The following is a 20,494-nucleotide window of genomic DNA, read 5'->3' on the forward strand; positions in this document are numbered from 1 at the left end:
GAAACCGATGGTGGTCGACTTTCCTGCCACTGTTGGCGGGATTCCGGCGGGAGCAAAGTCACTGCCATGACCACTTTCCTCGCACTCGCGCTCCTGCTGCTCCTCCTCGGGGTCCCCTTGCTGCTCCTGGAACGCAGCCACCGCCACGCACGCGACCTGCCGGGGCAGCCGCCCGGGGCGGACGCCCTCCGGGACGCCGACTACGCGCGGCTGCGTCACGACCTGGACGTGATGCGGCGTACGTACCTGACGTGAGACGGGGGTCGACACCGCGACCGGGATCAGTAAGGTAAGGCTTACCTAACTCGCTCTTCTCGGAAGCCAGGAGGACCTGGGTGCGCACCTCGACCCTGCAGCACGTGTTCCATCCCGACAACATCGAGGAGTACCTCACCTCGATCACGGCCGGTGCCCACCACCTCGCCGACACGCTGGGCCGGGTGCGCGGGCCCAGCGCTGGCACGACTCCGGCCCAGGCGGCCGCACCCGTGGCCGACATCGATCTCGACGTCCCGGCCGAGGACCTCGGAGCCACGCTCGGGGAGCTCTCCCGAGTCTGGCTCGACGACGCGGTGTGGTTCCACGAGCCGACCTACGCGGCGCACCTGAACTGCCCGGTGGTGATCCCGGCCCTCCTCGCCGAGCTCTTCGTCTCCTCGGTGAACTCCTCGATGGACACCTTCGACCAGAGCGTCGGGGCCACCCAGGTGGAGCGGCGCCTGGTGGACTGGACGGCGGCCCGCATCGGGTTGCCGACCTCGGCGTACCCGGACCGGTCCCGGGTGGGCACCCGCGCCGACGGCATCTTCACCAGCGGCGGCACCCAGTCGAACCTGCAGGCGCTGCTGCTGGCCCGGGACACCGCCCTGGGAACGGGTCCCGGCCCGGATGGCCAGGACGTGACCTCGGACCGGCTGCGGATCCTCGCCTCCGAGGACGGCCACTTCAGCGTCGACAAGGCGGCCCGGCTCCTCGGCCTGGCCCCTGACGCGGTGCTGAAGGTGGCCTGCGACGAGCAGCACCGGATGCGTGTGGACGACCTCGAGGCGCAGCTCGACCAGTGCCTCGAGCAGGGCCTGGTCCCGATGGCCGTGGTCGCGACGGCCGGCACCACTGACTTCGGGGCGATCGACCCGCTGCGCCGCATCGCAGGGGCGTGCCAGCGCGCGGGGGTGTGGTTCCACGTCGACGCGGCGTACGGCGGCGGGCTGCTGGCCTCGCGGCGCCGGCGGCACCTGCTCGACGGGATCGAGCTTGCCGACTCGGTGACCGTCGACTTCCACAAGACGTGGTTCCTGCCGGTCTCGGCGAGCGCGGTGATCGTGCGCGACGCCCGCACCCTGGGGCACCTGACCCACCACGCCGACTACCTGAACCCCGCCGGGTCCACCGACCCCAACCAGGTCGACAAGAGCCTGCAGACGACGCGGCGCTTCGACGCCCTCAAGCTCTGGATGGCCCTGCGGATCATGGGACCCGACACCATCGGCGACTACTTCGACCAGGCGATCGACCTCACCCAGCGGGTGCACCGCGCGACCCTGGAGATGTCCGAGATCGAGGTGGACGTGCCTCCGCTGCTGAGCACGCTGGTGTTCCGCTACCGCCCGCTCGAGGTGCCGGCCGAGGAGCTCGGCGAGCTGAACCGCCGGGTCCGTGAGGAGCTCTACCGGCGCGGCAACGGCATGGTCGCCGCGACCAGCGTGGACGGCACCACCTGGCTCAAGCTCACCCTGCTCAACCCGATGGCCACGGTCGCAGACATCACCGGGATCCTCGACGAGATCTGCGCGATCGGCGCCCGGGTGCTGCCCGGCTCGGAGGTGGCGTGATGCACGTCCACGACTTCGTCGCCGTCGGCATCGGGCCGTTCAACCTCGGCCTGGCCTGCCTGGCCGAGCCGCTCGACCTCGACGGGGTGTTCCTGGAGGCGCGCCCGGAGTTCGACTGGCACCCCGGGATGATGCTCGACGACGCTACCCTGCAGGTCCCGTTCCTGGCCGACCTCGTCACGATGGCCGACCCCACCTCGCCGTACAGCTTCCTGAACTTCCTCAAGGACACCGGGCGGCTCTACTCGTTCTACATCCGCGAGTCGTTCTACCCGCTGCGCCGGGAGTACAACGACTACTGCCGCTGGGCCGCGGACCGGCTGACCTCGCTGCGCTTCGGGCAGCACGTCGACTCCGTGACCCACGACGGCCGGTCCTACCTGGTGCACACCACCGCGGGCGAGGTGTACGCCGGACGGCGGCTCGTGCTCGGTGTCGGGACCAGCCCGGTCGTCCCGGACGTCGCGAGCCGGCTCGTGGAGGAATCGGCCCGGGCGGGGGAGACCGACCGGGTGGCGCTGCACACGGCCGACTACCTCGCGCACCGCGACACCTTGCGCCGGCTGGGCTCGGTCACCGTCGTCGGCAGCGGCCAGAGCGCCGCCGAGGTCTACCTCGACCTCCTCGACTCCCTGGAGCCGGGCCAGAGCCTGAACTGGCTGACGAGGTCACCTCGGTTCTTCCCGATGGAGTACACCAAGCTCACCCTGGAGATGACCTCCCCGGAGTACACCGCCTACTTCCAGGCGCTGCCCGAGCCCACCCGCGAGGACCTCCTGCGCGAGCAGAAGGGGCTCTACAAGGGGATCAGCTCCGACCTCGTCGACCAGATCTTCGACCGGCTCTACGAGAAGCGCGTCGCGGGCGGCGTCGACACCACGATGGTGACCGGGTCGGAGCTGACTGCGGCCCGGTTGCAGGGGTCGGCGTACCGGCTCGAGCTGCACCACCAGGAGTCCGGCCAGGACTTCGCGCTGCGCACCGAGGGCCTGGTGCTGGCCACCGGCTACGCCAACGAGGTGCCCGCGTTCCTCGACCCGGTCCGCGACCGGATCCGGTGGGACGACCGTGGCCGGTTCGCCGCGTCGGCGACCTTCGCCGTGGACCTGGCGGGATCGGAGATCTTCGTCCAGAACGCCGAGGAGCACACCCACGGGTTCGTCGCCCCGGACCTCGGGATGGGAGCGCACCGCAACTCCACGGTGCTGGCGGCGATGCTGGGGCGCGAGGTCTACCCCGTGGAGAAGCGGATCGCGTTCCAGCACTTCGGGGTGCCCGACCACCTGCGCGTGCTGGAGGGGGCCCGATGAACGCGCCGGCGAGCCCGTCGAGCTGGGACCTGCGCGTGGCGCCCCTGGTCGTCGGGCGCGACACCGAGCTGCTGCACGCCTGGGTCACCCACCCCCGGTCGGTCTACTGGGAGATGCAGGACGCCGACCCTGCGGAGGTGGCCACGGAGTACGCCGGGATCCTCGCCAGCGAGCACCACGAGGCGTTCCTCGGCCTGGCGGACGGTCGTCCGCAGTTCCTGGTCGAGCGCTACGACGCCACCCGCAGCCCGCTGGCAGGCCTCCCGGAGATCGACGAGGGCGACGTGGGCATGCACCTGCTCGTCGCGCCCACCGACGAGCCTGAGCACGGGTTCACCCGCGCGGTGATGCGGTTCGTGATGCGGTTCTGCCTCGCCGACCCCGCCGTACGGCGGGTGGTCGTCGAGCCCGACGTGCGCAACCGGGCCATCGCCGCCCTCAACGAAGCGGCGGGGTTCACCGTGCTGCGCCACGTCGAGCTGGAGACCAAGACCGCCGCACTGTCCGTGGCCACCCGTGAGTCCTTCCAGGACTCCGATCTCGAGAGGGGGCTCCTGCGATGACTCTGGCCACCGCCCACCTGACCCCCGCGAACCTCGTGCGCGCGCAGCGGGACCTGGTCGCGAAGGCGATCGCGGAGTTCGCCCACGAGCGGATCATCGAGCCGGTGCGCGACGGTGAGCACTACGTCGTCGAGGCACCTGACGGTCGGGTGCGCTACCGGTTCGCGGCGCGCGAGCTCGCCCTGGAGCACTGGCTGCTCGACCGCGCCTCGCTGTCGCGGGAGCGCGACGGGATGGCCGTCCCCCTCGACGCCCAGGAGCTCGTCGTGGAGTTCGCCGACGTGCTCGGCATCCCGCCGGCGCTGCTGCCGACCTATCTGGAGGAGATCGCAAGCACCCTCGCGTCGACCGCCTGGAAGCTCGAGCACCACGCCACCACCTCCGCGGAGCTGCTCGACGCCGGCTACCAGGACGTGGAGGGCGCGATGACCGAGGGGCACCCAGGCTTCGTCGCCAACAACGGCCGGATCGGGTTCGGCATCGACGACTACGTCCGCTGGGCCCCCGAGGCCGGGTGCGCGCTCCGGCTGGTGTGGCTGGCCTGCCGCCGCTCGGCCAGCCGGCTGAGCCTCGGGGAGGGGATCGACGAGATCGCCCTCTACGAGGACGAGCTCGACCCCGAGGTGCACGAGCACTTCCGCGAGCGGTTGCGCGAGCGTGGTCTCGACCCGGCCGACTACCGGTGGCTGCCGGTGCACCCGTGGCAGTGGACCAACAAGGTGGCGATCACCTTCGCGCCCGACCTGGCGCGCGAGGACCTGGTCCACCTCGGGACCGGCCCGGACGACTACCGGGCGCAGCAGTCGATCCGCACGTTCTTCAACATCTCCCGTCCCGACCGCCACTACGTGAAGACGGCGCTGTCGATCCAGAACATGGGGTTCATGCGCGGGCTCTCCCCGAAGTACATGACCGCGACGCCCGCGATCAACGACTGGGTCGCCGGCGTGGTCACCGCCGACCACACCCTGCGCCGGTGCGGCTTCGGCGTCCTGCGCGAGCGGGCCGCGATCGGCTACACCGGCGACGTGTTCCACGAGCTCGACGAGACCTCGCCGTACCAGAAGATGCTCGCCGCGCTGTGGCGGGAGAGCCCGGTGACCCGGCTCGAGCCGGGGGAGCAGCTGGCCACGATGGCGGCGCTGCTGCACCGCGACGCCGCAGGCAGGTCGTACGCCGCGTGCCTGGTGGAGCGCTCCGCGATGACGGCCCGGGAATGGGTGGAGACCTACCTGCGGGTGCACCTGCGACCGCTGGTGCACTGCCTGCTGCGCCACGACCTCGCGTTCATGCCGCACGGGGAGAACCTGATCATGGTGCTGCGCGACGGGGTCCCGGTGCGGATGCTGATGAAGGACATCGGCGAGGAGGTCGCCGTGCTCGGCGACCAGCCGCTTCCGCCGGAGGTGGAGCGGATCCGCCACCGGATCCCCGACGAGCAGCTGCCGCTGCCGATCCTCACCGACGTCTTCGACGGGTTCCTGCGTCACCTCGCCGGGATCCTCGACGAGGACGGCGTGCTCCCGCAGGAGTCGTTCTGGGCGGCCGTCCGCGAGTGCATCGAGCAGCACGCCGTCGACCACCCCGAGCTGGCCGAGGCGGTGGCACGCTACGACCTGCTGCGCCCGGAGTTCCAGCACAGCTGCCTGAACCGGCTGCAGCTGCGCAACACCCTGGAGATGGTCGACCTCGCCGGACCGGCGGAGTCGCTGGTCCACGCGGGGATGTTGCGGAACCCCGCGGCGAGGAGCTAGTCAGTCGTCCGGGTCCGCGAGCACGTGGCGCAGGTAGCGCCCCGGCTCGGCGAGGTAGTCGCGCCAGTGCGCGACCAGCTCGAGGTCGTCGTACGTCGTCTCGCGGATGCCCCAGTCGCCCACCTCGAGCAGCCGCGCCCCGGGAAGGGAGGCGAGCAGCGGCGAGTGGGTCGCGCAGACGAGCTGTGCTCCGGCGGAGGCCAGGTCGTGCATCGTGCCCAGCAGCGCCATCTGGCCGCTGAACGAGAGCGCGGCCTCGGGCTCGTCGAGGCAGTAGAAGCCGGGGGAGTCGAACCGGGTGCGGAGCAGCGTCAGGAAGGACTCGCCGTGGCTCATCGCGTGCAGGTCCCCGCCGCCGTGGTCCTCGAGGTAGGTGTAGAGCCCGTGCATCGACTCGGCGCGCAGGAAGAACCCCCACTTGCTGCCGCCGGCCGAGCGCTCCATCGAGAGCCACTCGTGCAGCGGGGACTCCGAGGGGCGGGTGCTGTGCTGGGCGTACGGCGTGCCGCCCTCGCTGGAGAGGCCGAACGTCATCGCGAACGCCTCGACCAGGGTCGACTTGCCGGCCCCGTTCTCGCCGTACAGCAAGGTGACCCCGGGGGTCACCTCGAAGCCCTCGCGGAGCACCTGGTCGACAGCGGCCACGCCGACCGGCCACTGCCCGGTCGCGGTCCCGTTGGGGACGAACCGGCGCACCGGCCGCGAGTCGAAGGACCCGCGGGCGCGCCTGGCGCCCACCGGGTCAGTCGTCCTCGGGGTCGTCGAGCCGGGCCAGCCAGGTGGCGAACCGCTCGACCGCGGTCTCGAAGTCGGGGTTGAGGTCGGTGAACTCCTGCAACCGCTCTGCGAGCCAGTCGAGGGTCACCTCCTCGCCGCCCCGTCGCTTGGTGAGCTCCTCGATCCCGCGGTCGGTGAAGTACATCGCGGCCTAGTAGCTGGCCTCGGCCGAGCCCTCGACCGGTGCGAACGCCGAGCTCATCAGGCCCTTGAGCTCCTCGACGTGCCGCGAGTGCTGACCCACCGAGGGCGAGCTCGACGCGGGCCGGGAGATGACCTTGACCTTGTGGTCGAGCTCGTTGAACATCCCGAGCCGGAAGTGCGGCGACGGGCCCATGTTGGCGGGCTCGTCCTGCACCCAGCGGATCTCCTTGAGGTTCGGGTAGCGCTCGACCTCGGCCTTCAGCTCCGAGACCGGCTCCGGGTAGAGCTGCTCCACGCGAGCGATCGCGGTGGTGGGCGAGTCGCCCTGCTGCTTGCCCCGCTCGACCATCAGGTCCCAGGTGATCCGGCCGCTGCACAGGAGCAGCGTGTCGACCTTCTCGGGGTCGGTGACGGCGTCCCCGATCAGCGGGCGGAAGGTGCCCTGGGTGAAGTCGTCGGGCTGCGAGGCAGCCTCCTTGCGGCGCAGCATCGACTTCGGCGTGAACACGATCATCGGGCGGTGGGTGTCGCCGAGGGCGTGCCTGCGGAGCAGGTGGAAGTAGCTCGCCGGAGTCGAGGGCTGTGCGACCACGAACGCCTCGTCGGCGGCCATCTGCAGGAACCGCTCGATGCGGGCCGACGAGTGGTCGGGTCCCTGGCCCTCGTAGCCGTGCGGCAGCAGCAGGACCACGCCGGACTGCTGGCCCCACTTGGTGCTGCTCGCGGTGATGAACTCGTCGATCACCGTCTGGGCGCCGTTGACGAAGTCACCGAACTGTGCCTCCCAAGCCACCAGGGCGTCGGGACGGGCGACCGAGTAGCCGTACTCGAAGCCGAGTGCGGCGTACTCGGAGAGCAGCGAGTCGTAGACGTAGAAGCTCGCCTGGTCCTCGGTGAGGTTCGCCAGCGGGGTCCACTCGCTCGCGTTGTGGCGGTCGATGATCGTGGCGAACCGGCTCGCGAAGGTGCCGCGGCGCGAGTCCTGGCCGGAGAGGCGCACGGGCCGGCCGTCCATCAGCAGCGACCCGAGGGCGAGGATCTCGCCTGCGCCCCAGTCGATGGGCCCGCTGGTCATCGCCGCGGCACGGCGCTGCAGCTGCGGGAGCACCTTCGGGTGCACGGTGAAGCCGTCGGGAGCGCTCACGTAGGCGTCGGAGATCCGCTTGAGGGTCTCCTTGGAGATCGCGGTCGTGAACTCCTCGTGGCTCTTCTCCGGGTAGTCCGGGACCGTGGTCCAGCTCTCGGGAGCGCCGGTGGCCTCGCGGACCTCGGTGAAGACGCGCTCGAGCTGCTGCTGGTAGTCCTTGAGGACCTGCTCGGCCTCCTCCAGCGTGATGTCGCCACGCCCGATCAGCGACTCGGTGTAGAGCTTGCGCACCGAACGCTTCTGCTCGATCAGGTCGTACATCAGCGGCTGGGTGTACGACGGGTCGTCGCCCTCGTTGTGACCGCGGCGGCGGTAGCAGACCAGGTCGACCACGACGTCCTTGTTGAACGCCTGGCGGTACTCGAAGGCGAGCCGGGCGACGCGGATGCACGCCTCGGGGTCGTCACCGTTCACGTGGAAGATCGGTGCCTGCACCATCCGGGCGACGTCGGTGCTGTAGAGCGAGGAGCGCGACGCCGCGGGGGAGGTGGTGAACCCGACCTGGTTGTTGACGACCACGTGGATGGTGCCGCCGGTCCGGTAGCCGCGCAGCTGGGAGAGGTTCAGCGTCTCCGCCACCACGCCCTGGCCGGCGAAGGCCGCGTCGCCGTGCACCAGCAGCGGCAGCACCGGGAACGCCTCGCCCTGGTTGAGCATGTCCTGCTTGGCGCGGGCGATGCCCTCCAGCACGGGGTCGACCGCCTCGAGGTGCGAGGGGTTCGCCGCGACGGAGACCTTGATCTTGTCGCCCTTGTCGGAGAGGAACTCGCCCTCGGCGCCGAGGTGGTACTTCACGTCGCCGGATCCCTGCACGGTGCGGGGGTCGATGTTGCCCTCGAACTCGCGGAAGATCTGGCTGTAGCTCTTGCCGACGATGTTGGCCAGCACGTTGAGGCGGCCGCGGTGGGCCATGCCCATCGTGACCTCGTCGAGCCCGGCCTCGGCCGCGGCCTCGCAGATCTCGTCGATCAGCGGGATCGTGGTCTCGCCGCCCTCGAGGCTGAACCGCTTCTGGCCGACGAACTTCGTCTGCAGGAAGGTCTCGAACGCCTCGGCCTGGTTGAGCTTGAGCAGGATCCGCAGCTGCTCCTCGCGCGGGGGCTTCTGGTGCGGCTGCTCCACGCGCTCCTGGATCCAGCGGCGCTGCTCGGGGTCCTGGATGTGCATGTACTCGATGCCGACGGTGCGGCAGTAGGAGTCACGCAGGATGCCGAGGATGGAGCGCATCTTCATGAACCGGCGCTCGCCGCCGAAGGAGCCGGTGGCGAACTCGCGGTCGAGGTCCCACAGGGTCAGCCCGTGCGTCTCCACCTCGAGGTCGGGGTGGCTGCGCTGCTTGTACTCGAGCGGGTCGGTGTCGGCCATCATGTGCCCGCGCACCCGGTAGGCGTGGATCAGCTCGAGGATCCGGGCCTGCTTGCTGATCTCGTCGTCGTGGTTGGTCGAGATGTCCTTCGACCAGCGGATCGGCTCGTAGGGGATCCGCAGCGAGCGGAAGATGTCGTCGTAGAAGTTGTCCTCGCCGAGCAGCAGGCCGTGCACGATCCGCAGGAAGTCGCCGCTCTGGGCGCCCTGGATCACGCGGTGGTCGTAGGTCGAGGTCAGCGTCATGATCTTGCTGATCGCGTTGCGGGTGAGCGTCTCCTCGGAGGCGCCCTGGAACTCCGGCGGGTACTCCATGGAGCCGACGCCGATGATCGCGCCCTGCCCCTTCATCAGCCGGGGCACGGAGTGGTTGGTGCCGATCGTGCCGGGGTTGGTCAGGCTGATCGTGGTGCCCTGGAAGTCAGAGACCTGGAGCTTGCCGTTGCGCGCCTTGCGGACGATGTCCTCGTAGGCGGTCCAGAAGTGGGCGAAGTCCATGTTCTCCGCGGCCTTGATGCTGGGCACCAGGAGCGTGCGGGAACCGTCGTCCTTCTTCATGTCGATCGCCAGGCCGAGGTTCACGTGGGCCGGGGTGATCAGGTTGGGCTTGCCGTCGATCTCGTCGTACCCGACGTTCATCGAGGGCATCGCCTTGAGTGCGCGCACCAGGGCGTAGCCGATCAGGTGCGTGAAGGACACCTTGCCGCCGCGAGCACGGGCGAGGTGGTTGTTGATCACGATGCGGTTGTCCCACAGCAGCTTGACCGGGACCGAGCGCACGCTGGTCGCCGTGGGCACCGTGAGGCTCATGTCCATGTTCGCGACGGTGCGTGCCGGTGCGCCCTTCAGGACGGTGTACGTCGGCTCGGCCTTCGCCTCGGACTCAGCCTGCTCCGTGCTCTTGGAGGGCGACTTGTCGTTGCTGGTGGCGGCGCTCTTGGTGGCGCCCTTGCTGCTGTTCTTGCTCTCGGAGGACACGCTGCTCGACTTCTCGGCCTTCTTCTCGGTCTTCTTCGCGGGCTTGCTGGTCTTGGAGGACTTGTCCTCCGGCGCAGCGGTCTTCTCGGACGCGGCGGCCTTCTTCTCGGGCGCGGCCTTCTTCTGGGGCGCGGAGGACTTCGACCCCCCGGACCCGTTGCCGGAGGGCCGGCTCTTGGGGGCGCCGGTCGACTCCGTCACGGTGCCGTTGGCGGCCTCACCGCCGTCGCTGCCGCCGTTGCGGGTCTGCTCGGAGCCCGCCGGCGACGCGTCGCGTCGCGGTTCCTTGTCGAAGAAGTCCCACCAGACCTTGTCCACACTGTGGGGGTCCTTCTGGTACCTCTCGTGCATCTCGTCGACGAGCCATTCATTGGCTCCGAACCCAGACGTCGAACTGTCCTCGGTTGACTCGGGCACGGCCAGTTTTCGCCTCTTCCAATGTGCGTGGGTGTGCGTACGTCACAGGCTAGACCCCAGCCTACGAGAATCGGAGGGGAGGAGTCCCCCTCGCTCGCCGTGTGGCCAGTATCACTCAGGCCGGAAGGGGCCGGGTCCACCGGCACACCTCGGAGTGACCCGCGAGGGGCCGGCCCGGGATGCGTGGGTGGCGCTCCGGTGGATGGTGCCTCCGGCAGGATTCGAACCTGCGACACCTGGTACCGGAAACCAGTGCTCTATCCCCTGAGCTACGGAGGCGTGCGCCGAGGCGCGATCCCGCACACTACCGGGAGATCCTCCCACGATGGCACACCGGCCCCGCAGATAGGCTGGGGGCGTGAATCCCACCCAGCTCTCCTCCACCATCGTTGCTGCCCTGACCACGCTGAGTGATGCGGGGCGGCTGAGCCTGCCGGACGGCATCCCGGCGACGGTCGTGGTCGAGCGACCACGGAGCAAGGAGCACGGGGACTACGCCACCAACGTCGCCCTCCAGCTGGGCAAGAAGGCCGGCCTGAACCCCCGCGAGCTCGCCGGGATGCTCGCCGAGGAGCTCTCCGCCGCCGAGGGCATCAACGCCGTCGCCGTCGCCGGCCCAGGCTTCTTGAACATCACCGTCGAGGCGGGCTCCCAGGGCCTGGTCGCAGCCGACGTCGTCGCGGCCGGTGAGGGCTACGGCCACACCCAGGTGCTCGGTGGCCAGAAGATCAACGTCGAGTTCATCTCGGCCAACCCCACCGGACCGCTCCACCTCGGCCACACCCGCTGGGCGGTGCTGGGCGACGCGATCGGGCGGGTGCTGAGCGCGGCCGGGGCAGTGGTGACCCGCGAGTTCTACATCAACGACCGCGGTGTCCAGATGGACCACTTCGCCGACTCGATCATCGCCTCGGCGCTGGGCCAGCCCAAGCCCGAGGACGGGTACGCCGGCGCCTACATCGACGAGCTCGCCAAGGAGGTGGAGGCGGCCAGCCCCGGCATCTTCGAGCTGCCTCCTGCCGAGCGTCGCCGGGCGGTGCGAGCCAAGGGCTACGAGCTGCAGCTCGCCTCCCAGCAGCGACAGCTCGAGCGCTTCAACACCCACTTCGACGTGTGGTTCTCCGAGCAGTCCCTGCACGACTCCGGCTCGGTGCCCGAGACGCTCCAGCGGCTCAAGGACCTCGGTCACGTCTACAACGAGGGCGGGGCGCTGTGGATGCGCACCACCGACTTCGGCGACGACAAGGACCGGGTGCTGATCAAGTCCGACGGCGAGCTGACCTACTTCGCCTCCGACACGGCGTACTACCTGAACAAGCGCGCCCGCGGCTTCGACCACTGCATCTACCTGCTCGGCGCCGACCACCACGGCTACGTGGGCCGGCTGCGGGCGATGGCTGCCTGCGTCGGCGACGACCCCGAGGTCACGCTGGACGTGATGATCGGCCAGCTGGTCAAGATCATGCGCGACGGCGCCGAGATGAAGCTCTCCAAGCGGGCCGGGACGATCGTGACCCTGGACGAGCTCGCCGAGGAGATCGGCGTGGACGCGCTGCGCTACTCCTTGGCGCGCTACCCCGCGGACTCGCCGCTGGTGCTCGACGTCGCCGAGATCACCCGGGCCAGCAACGACAACCCGGTGTACTACGTCCAGTACGCGCACGCGCGCACCTGCCGGATGATGGCCAACGCCGCCGACCTCGGGATGTCGCTGCCCGACGAGCCCTCCGCCGACTCCCCGCGAGCCTTCGACCCCTCGCTGCTCTCCCACGAGCGCGACGGCGACCTCCTGCGTGCGCTCGCCGAGTTCCCGCGGGTGGTGGCCAGCGCCGCCGAGCTGCGCGAGCCGCACCGGGTGGCGAGGTACCTCGAGAACACCGCGTCGATCTTCAACCGCTGGTACGACACCAAGGAGTGCCGGATGCTGCCCCAGGGCGACGCGCCGGTGACCCCGGCCAACGAGGCCCGCCTGATGCTGGTGGTCGCGACCCGGACCGTGATCGCCAACGGACTGCGCCTGCTCGGCGTCTCCGCGCCCGAGAGGATGTGACGGGACGGTGCGCGCTCACGAGGCCGGCTGGGCCCATGCTGCAGTCTCGGTCCGCGGGCCGGCGTGGCTGCGCGAGCCCGAGGACCCCGACGCCCTGGTCGAGCAGCTGTGGTCCCGGACCGCACGCAAGGTCGACGGCGTCCTCGAGATCGGCGGCGTCAGGCTGACCGACCTGGTGGCCGAGCACGGGTCGCCGGCGTACGTCCTGGACGAGGAGGACTTCCGAGCGCGGGCGCGGGCCTTCCGTGACGGCTTCGCCGGCTGCGACGTCTACTACGCAGGCAAGGCGTTCCTGTGCACGACCGTCGCCCGCTGGATCGCCGAGGAGGGGCTGAGCCTCGACGTCTGCTCCGGTGGCGAGCTGGCGGTCGCGGAGCGCGCCGGGTTCCCGATGGAGCGGGTCGGTCTGCACGGCAACAACAAGACCGTCGCCGAGCTGCGGCGCGCGCTCGAGCTCGGGGTGGGCCGCATCGTCGTGGACTCGTTCCACGAGATCCGCCGGCTGGTCGAGCTGACCCAGGAGACCGGGATCACCGCACGCGTGATGGTCCGCGTCACCGCAGGGGTCGAGGCGCACACCCACGAGTACATCGCCACCGCCCACGAGGACCAGAAGTTCGGGTTCTCGATCAGCAGCGGCGACGCGCTGGACGCCGTACGCCAGCTCCAGGAGGCGCCCGGGATCGAGCTGCTCGGGCTGCACTCCCACATCGGCTCGCAGATCTTCGACTCCTCCGGGTTCGAGGTCGCCGCACGCCGGGTGCTCGCCCTGCAGTCGCAGATCTCCAGCGAGATCGGCGTCGAGCTCCCCGAGCTCGACCTCGGCGGAGGCTTCGGGATCGCCTACACCACCCAGGACGACCCCTCGGACCCCGCGCAGCTGGCCGTGGAGATGACCAAGATCGTGCGCGACGAGTGCAATGCCCTGGGCCTGTCCGCCCCGCGCCTCTCCATCGAGCCCGGGCGAGCGATCGCCGGTCCCGCGATGTGCACGGTCTACGAGGTCGGCACGGTCAAGGCGGTGCAGCTCGACGGTGGCGCGGTGCGCACCTACGTCTCGGTGGACGGGGGGATGAGCGACAACATCCGCACCGCGCTCTACGACGCGGACTACTCCTGCACCCTCGCCAACCGCGACTCGGACGCGCCTGCCCTGCTGACCCGGGTGGTCGGCAAGCACTGCGAGGCGGGCGACATCGTCGTCAAGGACGAGTTCCTGCCCGGTGACGTCGCTCCCGGAGACCTGGTCGCGGTGCCCGGCACCGGGGCCTACTGCCGGTCGATGGCGAGCAACTACAACCACGCCCTGCGCCCCCCGGTGGTGGCGGTTCGCGACGGGGAGTCGCGGGTCGTCGTACGCCGGGAGACGCTGGACGACCTGCTCGCCACGGACCTCGGGTGAACGCCCCGGCAGTGGCAGGTGGATGGGCCTCACCGGTCCCCGGACACAGGTGGGAGGATGTGTCGCGATGAGCCAGCACTCCTTGAAACCAGTTCGCGTTGCCCTGCTCGGCTGCGGCGTCGTGGGTTCCCAGGTGGCGAGGCTGCTCCAGGAGCAGTCACGCGACCTGGAGGCACGCGTCGGCGCCCCGGTCGAGCTCGTCGGCATCGCCGTACGCCGCCTCGGGCTGGCGCGCGGAGTCGACCTCCCCGAGGAGCTGTTCACCACCGACGCGGAGGGACTCGTCTCCCGCGGCGACATCGACGTCGTGGTGGAGGTCATCGGCGGGATCGAGCCCGCCCGCACGCTGATCCTCTCCGCGCTGGCGAACGGTGCCAGCGTCGTGTCGGCCAACAAGGCCCTGCTCGCCGAGGACGGCACCACGATGTTCGCCGCGGCCGAGAAGGCCGGTCGCGACCTGTACTACGAGGCCGCCGTGGCCGGCGCGATCCCGATCGTGCGGCCGCTGCGCGAGTCGCTCGCCGGCGACCAGGTCACCCGCGTCCTCGGCATCGTCAACGGCACCACCAACTTCATCCTGGACCGGATGGACACCTCCGGAGCCGGCTTCGACGAGGCCCTCCAGGAGGCCCAGGACCTCGGCTACGCCGAGGCCGACCCGACCGCCGACGTCGAGGGCTTCGACGCCGCCGCCAAGGCCGCGATCCTGGCGAGTCTCGCGTTCCACACCCGGGTGACGGCCGCCGACGTGCACCGTGAGGGCATCGCGGAGGTCACCGCCAGCGACGTGGCCTCGGCCAAGGAGATGGGGTGCGTGGTCAAGCTGCTGGCGATCGTCGCCCTCGAGGAGGGGCCGGACGGCCCCGCCGTGTCGGCCCGGGTGCACCCCGCGATGCTGCCCAGGACTCACCCGCTCGCCAGCGTGCGCGAGGCGTTCAACGCCGTGTTCGTGGAGAGCGCCGCGGCCGGCCAGCTGATGTTCTACGGGCCCGGTGCCGGAGGCGCCCCGACCGCGAGCGCCGTGATGGGCGACCTGGTCACGGTCGCCCGCAACCGGGTGGCCGACGTGCGTGGGGCCGGTGAGTCGTCCTACGCGGACCTGCCGGTGCTGCCCATGGGGGAGACCCAGACCCGCTACCACGTGCAGATCGACGTCGACGACAAGGCGGGGGTGCTCGCCGGGGTCGCGCACGCGTTCGCGGAGCACGACGTCTCCATCCAGACCGTCCGCCAGGAGGGCCGCGGCGACGACGCCCAGCTCGTCGTGGTCTCGCACCGCGCGAGCGACGCCGACCTGTCGGCGACCGTGGAGACCCTGCGGGGCATGGCCAGCGTGCGCGACGTGTCATCGGTGATGCGGGTCGAGGGGGACCAGGAGTGAGCCCGGAAATGAACCCGGAAGTGAGCCCAGGAATGAGCCAGCCCAGCGGAGTGCGTGCACCCAACCCTGCCTCGCGGCAGTGGCTCGGGGTGATCGAGGAGTACCGCGACCGCCTCGACATCCCCGAGGGCACCCCGACGATCACCCTGCGTGAGGGCGGCACCCCGATGGTCCACTCGCCCTGGCTGAGCCGCATCACCGACGCCGAGGTGTGGCTCAAGGTCGAGGGCGACAACCCGACCGGCTCGTTCAAGGACCGCGGGATGACCGTCGCCCTCTCGGTCGCGGTCGGCCAGGGGGCCGAGGCCGTGGTGTGCGCCTCGACGGGGAACACCTCCGCCTCGATGGCCGCCTACGCCGCGCGCGCCGGCGTGAAGCCGCTCGTGCTGGTCCCGCAGGGCAAGATCTCCGCCGGGAAGCTGGCCCAGGCGATCCTGCACGGCGCCCAGGTGATCATGGTCCGCGGCAACTTCGACGACTGCCTGCGGATCTCCCGCGAGCTGGCCGAGCACTACCCGGTCGCCCTGGTCAACTCGGTCAACCCGATGCGGCTGCAGGGCCAGAAGACCGGGGCCTTCGAGATCGTGGACTTCCTCGGGGACGCCCCCGACGTGCACGTGCTCCCGACCGGCAACGCCGGGAACATCTCGGCGTACTGGCTCGGCTACCGCGAGTCGCGCCAGGCCGGTGAGTCGACCAGGCTCCCGGTGATGCGGGGCTGGCAGGCCGCCGGCGCGGCGCCGCTGGTGCTCGGCGCCCCCGTGCCCGACCCCGAGACCGTCGCCTCGGCGATCCGGATCGGCAACCCCGCCTCCTGGGATCTTGCGGTCGAGGCAGCCGACAAGTCGGGCGGCAAGTTCCGCCAGGTCAGCGACACCGAGATCCTGGCGGCCCAGCGCGAGCTCGCCTGCCGCGACGGCGTCTTCGTGGAGCCTGCCTCCGCCGCGGGCGTCGCGGGGCTCCTGCTCGAGGCTGCCGAGGGCGTCAGGTACGCCGGGCAGCGAGTGGTGGTCACGGTGACCGGTCACGGGCTCAAGGACATCGACACCGCCCTGTCGAGCTTCACCGACCTCGTCGACACCGTGTGCGACGCCGAGGTCGACGCAGCAGCGCGCGCCGCGAACCTCGTCTGATGGTCGTGGCGTGATGACGGGCCCCGGGGGACGGTTCCTGCCCGGCCCCGTCGTGGTCGAGGTGCCCGCGACCAGCGCCAACCTAGGTCCCGGCTTCGACTGCCTCGGCCTCGCCCTCGAGCTGGTGGACACGCTCGAAGGCGAGGTCATCGACGACGGCCTGGAGGTCCACGTCGAGGGCGAGGGCGGCGGCGAGGTCCTCCTCGACGAGAGCCACCTGGTGGTCCGCGCCATGCGGGCCGGTTTCCTGGCGCTGGGGCTCAACCCCCCGGGGCTGCGCCTGACCTGCGTCAACCGGATCCCGCACAGTCGCGGGCTGGGCTCCTCCTCGGCCGCCATCGTCGGCGGCATCGTCCTGGCCCGCGCGCTGGTCGACGGGGGAGCGGCGCTGCTCGACGACGAGGCGGCGCTGTGCCTGGCCACGCGCATCGAGGGCCATCCCGACAACGTCGCGCCCGCCCTGCTGGGCGGGTTCGTGATCAGCGGCCAGGAGGGCGAGACGGTGTGGGCCCAGCGCTCCCCGATCGACCCGGCCATCTCCGCCGTGGTGCTCGTCCCCGCCGGCGGCGTACGCACCGAGGTGGCGCGGGGCCTGCTGCCGGAGAGCGTTCCGCACGCGGACGCGGCGGCCAACGCGGGCAGGGCGGCGTTGCTGGTCTCGGCGCTCGCCGGGCACCCCGAGCACCTCCTGCGAGCCACCGAGGACTTCCTGCACCAGCAGCAACGCGAACCAGCGATGCCCGGCACGCTCGCGCTCGTGACGCGCCTCAGGGAGCACGGGATACCGGCGGTGGTCTCGGGCGCAGGACCCACCGTGCTGGCGTTCGTGACCGGCGCCGCCGAGGCCGTCGAGGAGCTCGCTCCGGCCGGATGGCGGACGCTGCGGCAACGCGTCGGTGGACCCGGTGCCACCGTGCTAATGTGACGAGGCGTCACGTCCAAGCCTCCGGCGAGAAGCGCCGAAGCGACAATTGGCGACGCGTCCCAGCCGATCACCACCTCCTGGAACCCGACACGCGCGTGTCCGGAGTCCCCCAGCCGGTATCGGTCACCACCGCAACAGCTCGGTTGGCGGCTCTCGCCGCACAGCCGACGAGGGGAAGGACCCCCGCATGACGGAAACCACCGACACTGCTCCCACGACGGGGGCTCCCGCTGCTGGGACGTCGGCGTCCGGCGCCCGCAAGGGTGGCGGCCTGAACTCGATGCTGCTGCCCGAGCTCAAGCAGCTCGCCGGCGGCCTCGGCATCAAGTCGACCGGACTGCGCAAGGGAGCGCTGATCGAGGCGATCAAGGCTGCCCAGAGCGGTGGTGGCCACAGTGGTGGTGGCCAGAGCGGTGGTGGCCAGAGCGGCCAGGCCAACGGCCAGAGCGGTGGTCAGACCAACGGCCAGGCCGGCGGCCAGCCGAACGGGCAGAGCGGCGACCGGGGCGAAGCGCAGGAGGCCGGGCCCTCGAAGCCGCGGCGCACCAGCAGGAGCCGGCGCGAGAACGGCGGCGCCACCACGGAGACCACCCCGGAGACCTCCTCGGCGACCTCCCCGGCGACCGACGCTCCCCAGGCGAGCGAGGCCCCGGCGCGGGACCGTCAGGGCGACGCCCAGCAGTCGAAGCAGGAGTCGAACCAGGGCTCGAACCGGGCTGTCGTCGAGCGTCAGCCCGAGTCCGACCAGGGCGAGCAGCGCAACGGCCGCAACGACCGGGCGAACAACGACCGCAACGAGCGCGGCAACGACCGGGCGAACAACGACCGGGCGAACAACGACCGCAACGAGCGCGGCAACGACCGGGCGAACAACGACCGGACGAACAACGACCGGACGAACAACGACCGGGCGAACAACGACCGGGCGAACAACGACCGCAGCGACCGGGGCAACAACGACCGGAACAACGACCGCGGCAACAACGAGCGCGGCAACGACCGGACGAACAACGACCGGGCGAACAACGACCGGGCGAACAACGACCGGAACAACGACCGGGCCAACAACGACCGGGCGAACAACGACCGGAACAACGACCGGGCCAATGACGACCGCGGCAACGACCGGAACCAGGCGGCGGGCAACCGCAACCAGGGCCCCGCGAACCGCAACGACGACGAGGGCGACGGGAGCCGCCGCAACCGCCGTCGTCGCGGTCGCGACCGCAACGACCGCCAGCCGGCCGGTGGCAACCCGGCCCCGAGCGGGCCGCGCGGCAACCGGCACGAGCCCGACATGCAGGTGCTCGAGGACGACGTCCTGGCTCCGTGCGCCGGCATCCTGGACCTGATGGACAACTACGCCTTCGTGCGTACCAGCGGCTACCTCCCCGGCAGCGACGACGTCTACGTCTCGATGTCGATGGTGCGCAAGTTCGGCCTGCGCCGAGGCGACGCGGTCACCGGACAGGTGCGGCAGCCGCGCGAGGGGGACCGCAAGGAGAAGTACAACCCCCTGGTGAAGCTGGACAGCGTCAACGGGGCCGACCCCGAGGAGGCCAAGCACCGCGTCGAGTTCAGCAAGCTCACGCCGCTCTACCCCTCCGAGCGGCTGCGGCTCGAGACCACCTCGACGAACCTGATCGGCCGCGTGATCGACATCGCCGCGCCGATCGGCAAGGGCCAGCGCGGCCTCATCGTCTCCCCGTCCAAGGCGGGCAAGACGATGATCATGCAGTCGATCGCCAACTCGATCACGACCAACAACCCCGAGTGCCACCTGATGGTCGTGCTCGTCGACGAGCGCCCCGAGGAGGTCACCGACTTCGAGCGCTCGGTCAAGGGTGAGGTGGTCAGCTCGACGTTCGACCGCCCCGCCAGCGACCACACGATCGTGGCCGAGTTGGCCATCGAGCGTGCCAAGCGCCTCGTCGAGCTCGGTCATGACGTCGTGGTGCTGCTGGACGGCATCACCCGCCTGGGTCGCGCCTACAACCTCGCCGCCCCGGCGAGCGGCCGGATCCTCTCCGGCGGCGTGGACTCGGCGGCGCTGTACCCGCCCAAGCGCTTCTTCGGCGCCGCGCGCAACATCGAGGACGGCGGATCGCTGACCATCCTGGCCACCGCCCTGATCGAGAGCGGCTCGAAGATGGACGAGGTGATCTTCGAGGAGTTCAAGGGCACCGGCAACATGGAGATCCGGCTGCGTCGCGACTTCGCCGACAAGCGGATCTTCCCGGCCATCGACGCCGTCCAGTCCGGCACCCGCCGCGAGGAGCTCCTGATGAGCAAGGAGGAGCTGGCCATCGTCTGGAAGCTGCGCCGCGTGCTCTCCGGTCTCGACGGCCAGCAGGCACTCGAGCTCCTGCTCGAGCGGCTCAAGAAGACCCAGAACAACCTCGAGTTCCTGATGCAGGTGCAGAAGACCACGCCGACAGCAGGCGGCCAGGGCGACTGAGTCGGACATATGCCCGCGCATGGCCACGGGTGTGGATATGCTCTTGCCGGTCTGGTTGACACATCGAGGGGAACAAAATGGCTCGGATCGTGATTGCGGACGACGACGCGGACATCCGCGAACTTGTCGTGTTCAAGCTGCGTCATGGCGGGCACGAGGTCGTCCCGGTCGGTGACGGCGCCGCTGCCGTCGAGGCGTGCACTGCGCAGAAGCCTGATCTGGTGATCCTGGATGTGATGATGCCGGGCGTCAGCGGCCTCGACGCCGCCCGCGCCCTGCGGCAGGACCCCAACATGGAGGGGCTGCCGATCATCATGCTGACGGCCCGGGCCCAGGAGTCCGACATCGAGCAGGGCTTCGAGGCCGGCGCCGACGACTACATCGTCAAGCCGTTCAGCCCCCGCGAGCTCGCATCGCGGGTCTCCGCAGTGCTCGCCCGCACCCGCTGAGCGACCCGACTCCCACGTTCCCGTGAGCACGGGAACACCTCGGCGTGCCCGCGTGTTGAGGGGGGTGTCGCCCGATTGGCCCATCGAGGGCTCTCGGTGGCACACTTGGACGCTGGCTGGCGGTTCACGCACCTCATCTCGAGGGCGACCCGGCGGCTGTAACCCCGAGAGGAAACCCATGAAGAAGGACATCCACCCCGAGTACGTGACGACCGAGGTCACCTGCACCTGCGGCAACAAGTTCACGACTCGCAGCACCTCCACCAGCGGCTCCATCCGCTCCGAGGTGTGCTCCAACTGCCACCCCTTCTACACCGGCAAGCAGAAGATCCTCGACACCGGCGGCCGCGTCGCCCGCTTCGAGGCTCGCTACGCCAAGAAGGCTCCTGCCGAGAAGAAGTAGCTCTCC

General features: G+C 70.4%; 16 protein-coding genes and 1 tRNA gene. 13 read left to right on the forward strand and 4 right to left on the reverse strand.

What is annotated here, in order from left to right; all coding sequences use genetic code 11:
• Positions 1-66: 66 nt before the first annotated feature.
• The 5 genes from AC4BGB_RS16355 (at position 67) to AC4BGB_RS16375 (ending at position 5,459) form a co-directional block, all read left to right on the forward strand.
• The gene (locus tag AC4BGB_RS16355; RefSeq protein ID WP_490547947.1) at positions 67-255 is read left to right on the forward strand and encodes a hypothetical protein; all 189 of its coding nucleotides are present in this window, start codon (positions 67-69) and stop codon (positions 253-255) included.
• Between the two features lie 80 nt (positions 256-335).
• A complete protein-coding gene (locus AC4BGB_RS16360) occupies positions 336-1,832 on the forward strand; it encodes a pyridoxal phosphate-dependent decarboxylase family protein (RefSeq protein WP_490547948.1) in 1,497 nt (498 codons plus the stop codon).
• Positions 1,832-3,142, forward strand: a complete 1,311-nt coding sequence (locus AC4BGB_RS16365; RefSeq protein WP_490547949.1) for a lysine N(6)-hydroxylase/L-ornithine N(5)-oxygenase family protein — start codon at positions 1,832-1,834, stop codon at positions 3,140-3,142. The genes AC4BGB_RS16360 and AC4BGB_RS16365 overlap by 1 nt, the downstream gene beginning before the upstream one ends.
• A complete protein-coding gene (locus tag AC4BGB_RS16370) occupies positions 3,139-3,705 on the forward strand; it encodes a GNAT family N-acetyltransferase (RefSeq protein ID WP_490547950.1) in 567 nt (188 codons plus the stop codon). Before AC4BGB_RS16365 ends, AC4BGB_RS16370 begins: the two co-directional genes overlap by 4 nt.
• Positions 3,702-5,459 carry an IucA/IucC family protein gene (locus AC4BGB_RS16375; protein WP_490547951.1) on the forward strand — a complete coding sequence of 586 codons (1,758 nt, stop codon included), beginning with the start codon at positions 3,702-3,704 and terminating at the stop codon, positions 5,457-5,459. Before AC4BGB_RS16370 ends, AC4BGB_RS16375 begins: the two co-directional genes overlap by 4 nt.
• On the opposite strand, the gene AC4BGB_RS16380 is transcribed toward AC4BGB_RS16375, so the two are convergent.
• From AC4BGB_RS16380 to AC4BGB_RS16395, 4 genes are all read right to left on the reverse strand, one after another.
• Positions 5,460-6,197: an AAA family ATPase gene (locus tag AC4BGB_RS16380; RefSeq protein ID WP_490547952.1), complete on the reverse strand. Its 738-nt coding sequence runs from the start codon at positions 6,195-6,197 to the stop codon at positions 5,460-5,462.
• A 4-nt stretch (positions 6,198-6,201) separates the two neighbouring features.
• Positions 6,202-6,381, reverse strand: a complete 180-nt coding sequence (locus tag AC4BGB_RS16385; RefSeq protein ID WP_490547953.1) for a DUF6104 family protein — start codon at positions 6,379-6,381, stop codon at positions 6,202-6,204.
• Positions 6,382-6,387: 6 nt separating this feature from the next.
• Positions 6,388-10,287 carry a multifunctional oxoglutarate decarboxylase/oxoglutarate dehydrogenase thiamine pyrophosphate-binding subunit/dihydrolipoyllysine-residue succinyltransferase subunit gene (locus AC4BGB_RS16390; protein WP_490547954.1) on the reverse strand — a complete coding sequence of 1,300 codons (3,900 nt, stop codon included), beginning with the start codon at positions 10,285-10,287 and terminating at the stop codon, positions 6,388-6,390.
• A gap of 203 nt (positions 10,288-10,490) precedes the next feature.
• Positions 10,491-10,566: transfer RNA gene (locus AC4BGB_RS16395), tRNA-Arg, on the reverse strand.
• A 79-nt stretch (positions 10,567-10,645) separates the two neighbouring features.
• Here AC4BGB_RS16395 and argS point away from each other — a divergent pair.
• The 8 genes from argS (at position 10,646) to rpmE (ending at position 20,488) form a co-directional block, all read left to right on the forward strand.
• Positions 10,646-12,337: an arginine--tRNA ligase gene (gene argS / locus AC4BGB_RS16400; protein WP_490547955.1), complete on the forward strand. Its 1,692-nt coding sequence runs from the start codon at positions 10,646-10,648 to the stop codon at positions 12,335-12,337.
• A 7-nt stretch (positions 12,338-12,344) separates the two neighbouring features.
• Positions 12,345-13,739, forward strand: a complete 1,395-nt coding sequence (lysA, locus tag AC4BGB_RS16405; protein ID WP_490547956.1) for a diaminopimelate decarboxylase — start codon at positions 12,345-12,347, stop codon at positions 13,737-13,739.
• 67 nt (positions 13,740-13,806) lie between these two features.
• Positions 13,807-15,120 (forward strand): homoserine dehydrogenase, encoded by a 1,314-nt coding sequence (locus tag AC4BGB_RS16410; RefSeq protein WP_490547957.1) that lies wholly within the window; start codon positions 13,807-13,809, stop codon positions 15,118-15,120.
• Between the two features lie 32 nt (positions 15,121-15,152).
• The gene (gene thrC / locus AC4BGB_RS16415; RefSeq protein ID WP_490547958.1) at positions 15,153-16,253 is read left to right on the forward strand and encodes a threonine synthase; all 1,101 of its coding nucleotides are present in this window, start codon (positions 15,153-15,155) and stop codon (positions 16,251-16,253) included.
• A 13-nt stretch (positions 16,254-16,266) separates the two neighbouring features.
• Positions 16,267-17,178 (forward strand): homoserine kinase, encoded by a 912-nt coding sequence (thrB, locus tag AC4BGB_RS16420; protein WP_490548456.1) that lies wholly within the window; start codon positions 16,267-16,269, stop codon positions 17,176-17,178.
• Positions 17,179-17,365: 187 nt separating this feature from the next.
• The gene (rho, locus tag AC4BGB_RS16425) at positions 17,366-19,636 is read left to right on the forward strand and encodes a transcription termination factor Rho (protein WP_490547959.1); all 2,271 of its coding nucleotides are present in this window, start codon (positions 17,366-17,368) and stop codon (positions 19,634-19,636) included.
• Positions 19,637-19,713: 77 nt separating this feature from the next.
• Positions 19,714-20,085, forward strand: coding sequence for a response regulator transcription factor (locus AC4BGB_RS16430; RefSeq protein ID WP_490547960.1), 372 nt, complete (start codon positions 19,714-19,716; stop codon positions 20,083-20,085).
• Between the two features lie 178 nt (positions 20,086-20,263).
• Entirely contained in the window at positions 20,264-20,488 is a 225-nt protein-coding gene (gene rpmE, locus AC4BGB_RS16435; protein ID WP_490547961.1) for a 50S ribosomal protein L31, read from the forward strand.
• The last annotated feature ends 6 nt before the right edge of the window (positions 20,489-20,494 follow it).

Source organism: Nocardioides sp. Z30_9 (genome assembly GCF_058215735.1).